The sequence below is a fragment of the Pseudomonas sp. ES3-33 genome (genome assembly GCF_000952175.1).
GTDB classification, from domain to species: Bacteria; Pseudomonadota; Gammaproteobacteria; order Pseudomonadales; family Pseudomonadaceae; genus Aquipseudomonas; species Aquipseudomonas gregormendelii.
In genome coordinates, this window is record NZ_JZRI01000086.1 from 66,478 (window position 1) to 73,293 (window position 6,816).

The 6,816-nt window shown below is 60.6% G+C and carries 7 protein-coding genes; 3 read left to right on the forward strand and 4 right to left on the reverse strand.

Annotated elements, in window-relative coordinates; all coding sequences use genetic code 11:
• The first annotated feature begins 168 nt into the window (after positions 1–168).
• Positions 169–1,296, forward strand: a complete 1,128-nt coding sequence (locus UB23_RS16460) for a sensor histidine kinase (RefSeq protein WP_045060362.1) — start codon at positions 169–171, stop codon at positions 1,294–1,296.
• 63 nt (positions 1,297–1,359) lie between these two features.
• On the opposite strand, the gene UB23_RS16465 is transcribed toward UB23_RS16460, so the two are convergent.
• Both UB23_RS16465 and UB23_RS16470 read right to left on the reverse strand, forming a co-directional pair.
• Positions 1,360–1,665, reverse strand: a complete 306-nt coding sequence (locus UB23_RS16465; protein ID WP_045060363.1) for a chaperone modulator CbpM — start codon at positions 1,663–1,665, stop codon at positions 1,360–1,362.
• Positions 1,666–1,688: 23 nt separating this feature from the next.
• Positions 1,689–2,636, reverse strand: coding sequence for a DnaJ C-terminal domain-containing protein (locus tag UB23_RS16470; protein WP_045060364.1), 948 nt, complete (start codon positions 2,634–2,636; stop codon positions 1,689–1,691).
• 194 nt (positions 2,637–2,830) lie between these two features.
• Here UB23_RS16470 and UB23_RS16475 point away from each other — a divergent pair, with 194 nt between their 5' ends.
• Positions 2,831–4,105 (forward strand): Hsp70 family protein, encoded by a 1,275-nt coding sequence (locus tag UB23_RS16475; RefSeq protein ID WP_045060365.1) that lies wholly within the window; start codon positions 2,831–2,833, stop codon positions 4,103–4,105.
• A 124-nt stretch (positions 4,106–4,229) separates the two neighbouring features.
• Here UB23_RS16475 and UB23_RS16480 read toward each other — a convergent pair whose 3' ends face one another.
• Together UB23_RS16480 and UB23_RS16485 are read right to left on the reverse strand one after the other, a co-directional pair.
• The gene (locus UB23_RS16480) at positions 4,230–5,243 is read right to left on the reverse strand and encodes an AI-2E family transporter (protein WP_045060366.1); all 1,014 of its coding nucleotides are present in this window, start codon (positions 5,241–5,243) and stop codon (positions 4,230–4,232) included.
• A 242-nt stretch (positions 5,244–5,485) separates the two neighbouring features.
• Positions 5,486–5,794 (reverse strand): PsiF family protein, encoded by a 309-nt coding sequence (locus UB23_RS16485; protein ID WP_045060367.1) that lies wholly within the window; start codon positions 5,792–5,794, stop codon positions 5,486–5,488.
• A gap of 180 nt (positions 5,795–5,974) precedes the next feature.
• On the opposite strand from UB23_RS16485, the gene UB23_RS16490 reads away from it, so the two are divergent.
• Positions 5,975–6,816 (forward strand): DMT family transporter (locus UB23_RS16490; protein WP_045060369.1); only part of this gene is annotated, 842 nt, incomplete at its 3' end.

The following is a 6,816-nucleotide window of genomic DNA, read 5'->3' on the forward strand; positions in this document are numbered from 1 at the left end:
CCTGCAGCAACGGCCGATCAGGTGGCCGTTTTAAAGGTGAAAAGGATCTCCAACCGCTGCAGTGACCGCAGAACATTTCCTGATCGAGGCTCTCGCCGCGTAATGGTAGTTTTTAGTGCCCGCCAAAGGGGCTAAGATGCGCCAGACTTCTCCCTCAGGAATCTGGCCATGCGCCTACCCGAATTCATCAGGCAACACGTAGACCGTATCGTCGATGAATGGGAGCAGTTCGCCAGCACCATCACCCCCGCTGCCGAGCACATGGACAGCGTCGCTTTGCGCGACCATGCCCGGGTCATCCTGCTGGCCGCAGCGCGGGATATGACCACCGCACAAAGTGCCAGCGAGCAAATGGCCAAGGCCAAAGGCGAGGGACCCGAGAAAACCCCAAGCCTGGATGAGGCCGGAGCCAGCCACGGTGAGCTGCGGCACACGGTGGGTTTTGACCTGGTGCAGATGACCAGCGAATTCCGTCACCTGCGCGCCTGCGTGATCCGGCTGTGGGTCGGGAGCCTGGACTCACCGGACCTCGCCTACTTCCAGGACATGATCCGTTTCAACGAAGCCATTGACGAAGCCCTGGCGGAGTCCACGGCCGCCTACGCCGAACAGGTCGACCGCTCCAGGGACATCTTCCTGGCGATACTTGGCCATGACCTGCGCGCACCCTTGCAGGCGGTGAGCATGTCCACGGAATTGTTACTGCGCAAGGCCAAGCTTGAGGGCGATGCCCTGGCCTGCGCCCACAACATCAAGCGTGGCGCCCGGCACATGGCCGTGATGGTCAGCGATCTGCTCGAACTGGTACGCAGCCGCCTGGGCAAGAGCCTGCCGATCGAACCTGCGCCGATGGACCTGGCCGACGCCGCCCACGCGGCCATTGGCGAGGCGTGCGCCGGCAACCCGGAGTGCGACCCGAAACTGGTCATCTCGGGCAACACCCAGGGCAACTGGGATCGCGGACGGCTTGATCAACTGTTGCAGAACCTGATCGGCAACGCCCTGCAACACGGCCTGAACAAACGGGATGTCACCATCACCCTGGCCGGCGAACCCGAGGCGGTGTGCCTGACGGTGCATAACTTCGGCAAACCGATTTCTGAAGAGGCCATCGGCACCATCTTCGACCCACTGGTACGCAGCGCCGACGAAGAACTGGGCCAGCCGTCCACCAGCCTTGGTTTGGGGCTTTTTATCGTCAATGAAGTGGTGCAAGCCCATTCCGGTACGATCGAGGTGAGTTCCAACGAAACTGACGGCACGCTGTTCACGGTAGTGTTGCCCCGCAACATTTGAGGGCTTGCCAGCGTTACGCCAGAACGGGATGCCCTCAAGCGTCCCTGTGCCCAAGCCGGCTACCTACTCAACCACCAACCGCCCCAACCGCTGCTTCAACATCCGGTTTTCCGCCCGAAGCTGCTGCACCTCCTCCAGCAACTCCAGCGCCAGGGCAACCCCTTCCCATCCCAGCTCCAGATCGCGCCGCAGCTTGGCGGCGCGTTTGGCCAGGGCCAGTTCGTAGTCGTTGAATCGCCAATCCTTGGGCACCGAGCCCTGAGGTTCGAGGATGCCGTGCTCGACGATCTCGATCACGTAGACGTCCGATAAGTCGGTCGCTTCGCAGAATTCGGCCAGGTCCAGATGAACGATCAGGGGGTTGCTCATGATGGGCTACTCCGTCTGTTGACTCAGAAGTTCTCTCTTGGGTTGAACGCAGCTTTCTCTGCCAGTTCCTGCCACAGCGCCTTGACCTCGTCGCTGGCGGCTTTGGGCATCACGGCCTTGAGCTGGATATACAGGTAGCCGCGTTCGCCGGCCTTGTTCAGCAGGCCGTGGCCCTTGGCGCGCATGCGCTGGCCGTTCTGGCTGCCTGCCGGGACCTTGAGATTGATCTTGCCGGTGAGGGTCGGCACTGCGACCTCGGTGCCCAGCGCCAACTCCCACGGGGCCAGGGGCAACGTGATGATCAGGTTTTCGCCCTCGACATCGTACTTGGGGTGCGGGGCGAAACGGATGATCAGGTACAGGTCGCCATTGGCGCCGCCACCCACACCCGGTGCGCCCTGGCCCTTGAGCCGGATGCGCTCGCCGTCGGTCACGCCGGCCGGGATCTTCACGTTCAGGCTCTTGCTGGTGTTACTGACGTGCTGGCCGGCAGCGTTGTACTGCGGCACCTGGAAACTGACCTTCTTCGATTCGTTCGAGAGGGTCTCTTCCAGAAAAACCGGTAATTCCATTTCCACGTCTTGCCCTCGACGCCCGGCACTGCGGCCCGGCTGTGCACCACCAAAACCGGGACCACGGTTGCCGAAGATCGAACTGAAGAAGTCCGAAAAATCGCCCGTGTCCTGACCACCTCCAAAGCCGCCATCCCCACGCCCCTGCCAACCTGGCGGGCCCTGGAATGGCTGGCCATGCTGGCCGTACTTGCGCAAGTCATCATATTCGGCGCGTTTGTCGGCGCTTTTCAGCGCTTCATAGGCCTCCGAGGCGTCTTTGAATTTGGCCTCGGCGTCCTTTTCCTTACTGACATCGGGGTGATATTTGCGCGCCAGCTTGCGATAGGCCGCCTTGATGGCCTTATCGTCAGCTGTCGGCTCCACACCGAGAATCTTGTAATAGTCTTTGAAGTCCATCTAAGGATCACCATCCGTTATCAAATTCGTTCTGCCACCCGCAGCATGCGCCGCAGGCTCGATGCAGACAAGTTTGGGGCAAAGGATAGTCTTTCAAGACGCTATTCGCTTCGATTTAGCGGATAGTCGGCCTTCGAATCTGTGCCGCAGTGACATACACTGCGCGGCCGTTTTTTAACCGGAACTCGAAAGACATGAAAAACGCATCTCCAGCTCGTGCCTGTGGTATCGACTTTGGCACGTCCAACTCCACCGTCGGCTGGATTCGGCCCGGCATGGAAACGCTGATCGCGCTGGAGGACGACAAGATCACCCTGCCATCGGTGGTCTTCTTCAATATGGAAGAACGCCGCCCGGTGTACGGCCGCCTGGCCCTGCACGAGTACCTGGAAGGCTACGAAGGCCGGCTGATGCGCTCGCTCAAGAGCCTGCTGGGCTCCAAACTGATCAAGCACGACACCAGCGTCCTCGGCACCGCGATGCCGTTCAAGGACCTGCTCGGGCTGTTTATCGGCCAGTTGAAAAAGCGTGCCGAAACCGCCGCAGGCCGGGAGTTCGAGGAAGTGGTGCTGGGCCGTCCGGTGTTCTTCGTCGATGACGATGAAATGGCCGACCAGGAAGCTGAAAACACCCTGGTCGACGTGGCCCGGGCCATTGGCTTCAAGGATGTGTCGTTCCAGTACGAGCCGATTGCCGCCGCGTTCGACTATGAGTCGACCATCGAGAAAGAAGAGCTGGTGCTGATCGTCGACATCGGCGGTGGTACCTCGGACTTCTCGCTGGTGCGCCTGTCGCCCGACCGTCGCCACAACGACAACCGCCACGATGACATTCTCGCCACCGGCGGCGTGCACATCGGCGGTACCGATTTCGACAAGCAGCTCAGCCTGCAAGGCCTGATGCCGCTGTTCGGCTACGGCAGCCGGATGAAGAGCGGCGCGTACATGCCCACCAGCCACCACATGAACCTGGCGACCTGGCACACCATCAACTCGGTGTACTCGCAGAAGTCCACCCTGGCCCTGGGCAGCATGCGCTATGACATCGAGGACACCGGCGGCATTGACCGCCTGTTCAAGTTGATCGACCAGCGCGCCGGGCACTGGCTGGCCATGGAAGTGGAAGAAACCAAGATCCAGCTGACCCATGCTGAGCACCGTCATGTTCCGCTGGACCGCATTGAGCCGGGTTTGAGCGTGGAATTGACCCGGGCGCTGTTCGAATCAGCCATCGAAGCGCTGCTGGAGCGCGTGCGCAACAGCGTGACCCAGATGCTCAACGACGCCAACGTGCGGGTTGATCAAGTGGATACGGTGTTCTTTACCGGGGGTTCTAGCGGGATCCCGGCGTTGCGCACCAGCGTCTCGGACATGCTGCCCAATGCCCGGCACGTCGAAGGGAATATCTTTGGCAGCATTGGTAGCGGGTTGGCGATTGAGGCCAGCAAGCGTTACGGCAGCATGGACTGATCAAAAACCGAGTCGCCTGCATCGCGGGCAAGCCACCCTCCCACAGGTTTTGTGCCTTACCTGAAACCTGTGGGAGCCGACTTGTGCGCGATGGCGTCAGATCAGGCAACACATCCCTACCTGGTCAAACCATCCCCACCTGCTTCAACTCACTCTTCAGATACGCGTAGTAAATCGGCCCCGCCACCACCCCCGGCAGGCCGAATGCGGCCTCGAACACCAGCATCGCCAGGAGCAACTCCCACGACTTGGCGCTGATCTGCCCACCGACGATGCGGGCGTTGAGGAAGTATTCGAGCTTGTGGATAACGATCAGGTAACCCAGCGCCGCCAATGCCACCCAGATCGAAAGTGACAAGCCGACGATGGTGATCAGGGTGTTGGACATCAGGTTGCCAATCACCGGCAACAAGCCCAGCAGGAAGGTCAGGACGATCAGGGTCTTGGTCAATGGCAGCTGGATGCCGAACATCGGCAGCACCACCGCCAGGAAGATTCCGGTGAAGAAGGTGTTGAGCAGGGAAATCTTGATCTGCGCGAAGACGATATTGCGGAATGCCTGCACCAGCAGGTGCAGGCGATCAAACAGCGCGGCGGCCAGCGGCTTGCGTTTGGTCAGGTCCGGAATCCGCTGCAGGGCGATGATCGCGCCCAGCACCATACCGATAAGCAGAGTCACGAACATGTGCGCCGCATCCTTGCCAACCAGCTGCAAATCGCTCAGGTGTTTGCTCATCCACTCGCCGATTGCCACGCGGAATTCGGCAGCACTGGCCGGCAAATAGACATCGATGAACGGCGGCAACTGCCCGCGGGCGCGATCGACCACGCCCATGAACTTGTCGAGAGAGGCACCGGGGTTCTCCGCCTCGTGCAACAGGAAGCTGATCGCACCGGCAAAAATCAATGCCAGCACACTGACCACCAGCGTGCCCAGCAACGCCACCGCCAACCAGCGGGCGCGTCGACCTTCGATCAGCCGCTGCAGCTGCGGGGTCAACATGTTAACCAGTTCAAACACCAGTAACCCGGCCAGCAGGCTTGGCAGCAGGCGCAGGGGAATCACCAACAGCAAGCCACCAAAGATGATGACCCAACTGATGACCAGCAAGACTTGGCGTTGAGAAAACGTTGGCATACAGCCTCAAAACGAACGGCGTAAAAAGGATTGGCAGTCTGCCAGCGTTCCGAACCCAGCACTAGGAAATGTGGGGGAGACTTTTGTCGGGGCTGTGTGGGGCCTGCGGGCCTCGGCGCGGGCAAGTCGAACGTCGCACCGCCGGCTCCGACTGCGATCTCCAGTGTCTGCAAATCCGGCGAACACGCAGCGCTCCTGCGGGAACAAGACCTGCCCGCGACGAGGCCATCACCCACAGCGCATTATTTTTTCTTCAGGCACTCGCTCATGAAGGCCTTGCGCGCATCGCCTTTGAGCGCCTGGGTGGCCGCCGTGGCGTTGCAGGTTTTCATCTTTTCCTGCTGCGGGGTCAGCGCCTTGCCGTCATCGTTGGCCGCCGGCGCCGCCTTCAGGCAGGTGCTCATGAAGGCCTTGCGCTCATCCCCCTTCAAGCTCTTGGCCGTAGCGTCGGCGTTGCAAGTGGTCATTTTGTTCTGTTGGGCCGTGGCCGCGAAACCCTGAGAGCAGAGCAGCAAGCCGATCATCAATACGGGGGCACGCAACATCTTCATGGAGTTTTCTCCTGGTCGCCGCAGGGAGGAACGCGGCCTTGTGCTGGAGTGTAGACAACACCTGTTACACCTTCCTGCTTTCACGTTGTGGCGGACATTTTGCGCCCCAGGCCCGACGGCATGGATATGCGCTGCGCAGGCGGGGATAATCCCCCCTCATTAATGTTCTGGTTGTTCCTGATGCAATACGCTTACCCCCTGCTCGCGATCTTTATCTGGGCGGGCAACACCGTCATCAACAAACTCGCCGTAGGGGCGATATTTCCGGCCGAGATCGGTTTCTACCGCTGGCTGCTGGCCGGTGTCCTGTTCACTCCATTCATGCTTAAACCGGTCATCGCCCACTGGCCGCTGATCCGTCCGAACCTGGGGCGAATTTTCGTGCTCGGGGTTCTGGGCATGGCTGTTTATCAGAGCCTGGCGTACTTCGCCGCCACGCTGACGTCGGCTACCAACATGGGGATCATCCTGTCGCTGATGCCGTTGATGTCGCTGGCCATGGCGATCGCCAGCCTGGGCCAGCGCCTGACTGCGGGGGCGCTGGCCGGTGCCGTGCTGTCGTTTGCCGGCGTGCTGGTCGTGGTGTCCTCCGGCAGTCTCGGGGGATTGCTGGAGCACGGAGTGAACCTGGGTGATGCAATGATGCTGGTGGCCACCCTGGCTTACGCGATCTACAGCACGCTGCTGAAGAAGTGGCAACTGCGCTTGCCGCCGCTGGTGCTGCTGTATTTGCAGGTGCTGGTGGCGATAGTCGTGTTGTTGCCGCTGTTTATTGCCTCGCCGAAAATCGGCCCGACGCTGCAGAATATCCCGCTGGTGCTGTACGCCTGCCTGCTGGCTTCGATGCTGGCCCCTTTGGCCTGGATGCAGGCCGTAGTACGCCTGGGGCCGAGCCGGACCACCTTGTTTTTCAATTTGCTGCCGTTGATTACCGCGCTGATTGCCGCCGTGGTGCTGCATGAGCAGTTGGCGCTGTATCACTTGGTGGGTGGGGTTTTAACGTCTGTCTCTTATACACATCT

Bases quoted from the DNA above. Each gene is read 5' to 3' on its own strand.
- UB23_RS16460 (WP_045060362.1), top strand. From the start codon at position 169: ATGCGCCTACCCGAATTCATCAGGCAACACGTAGACCGTATCGTCGAT.
- UB23_RS16465 (WP_045060363.1), bottom strand. From the start codon at position 1,665: ATGAGCAACCCCCTGATCGTTCATCTGGACCTGGCCGAATTCTGCGAA.
- UB23_RS16470 (WP_045060364.1), bottom strand. From the start codon at position 2,636: ATGGACTTCAAAGACTATTACAAGATTCTCGGTGTGGAGCCGACAGCT.
- UB23_RS16475 (WP_045060365.1), top strand. From the start codon at position 2,831: ATGAAAAACGCATCTCCAGCTCGTGCCTGTGGTATCGACTTTGGCACG.
- UB23_RS16480 (WP_045060366.1), bottom strand. From the start codon at position 5,243: ATGCCAACGTTTTCTCAACGCCAAGTCTTGCTGGTCATCAGTTGGGTC.
- UB23_RS16485 (WP_045060367.1), bottom strand. From the start codon at position 5,794: ATGAAGATGTTGCGTGCCCCCGTATTGATGATCGGCTTGCTGCTCTGC.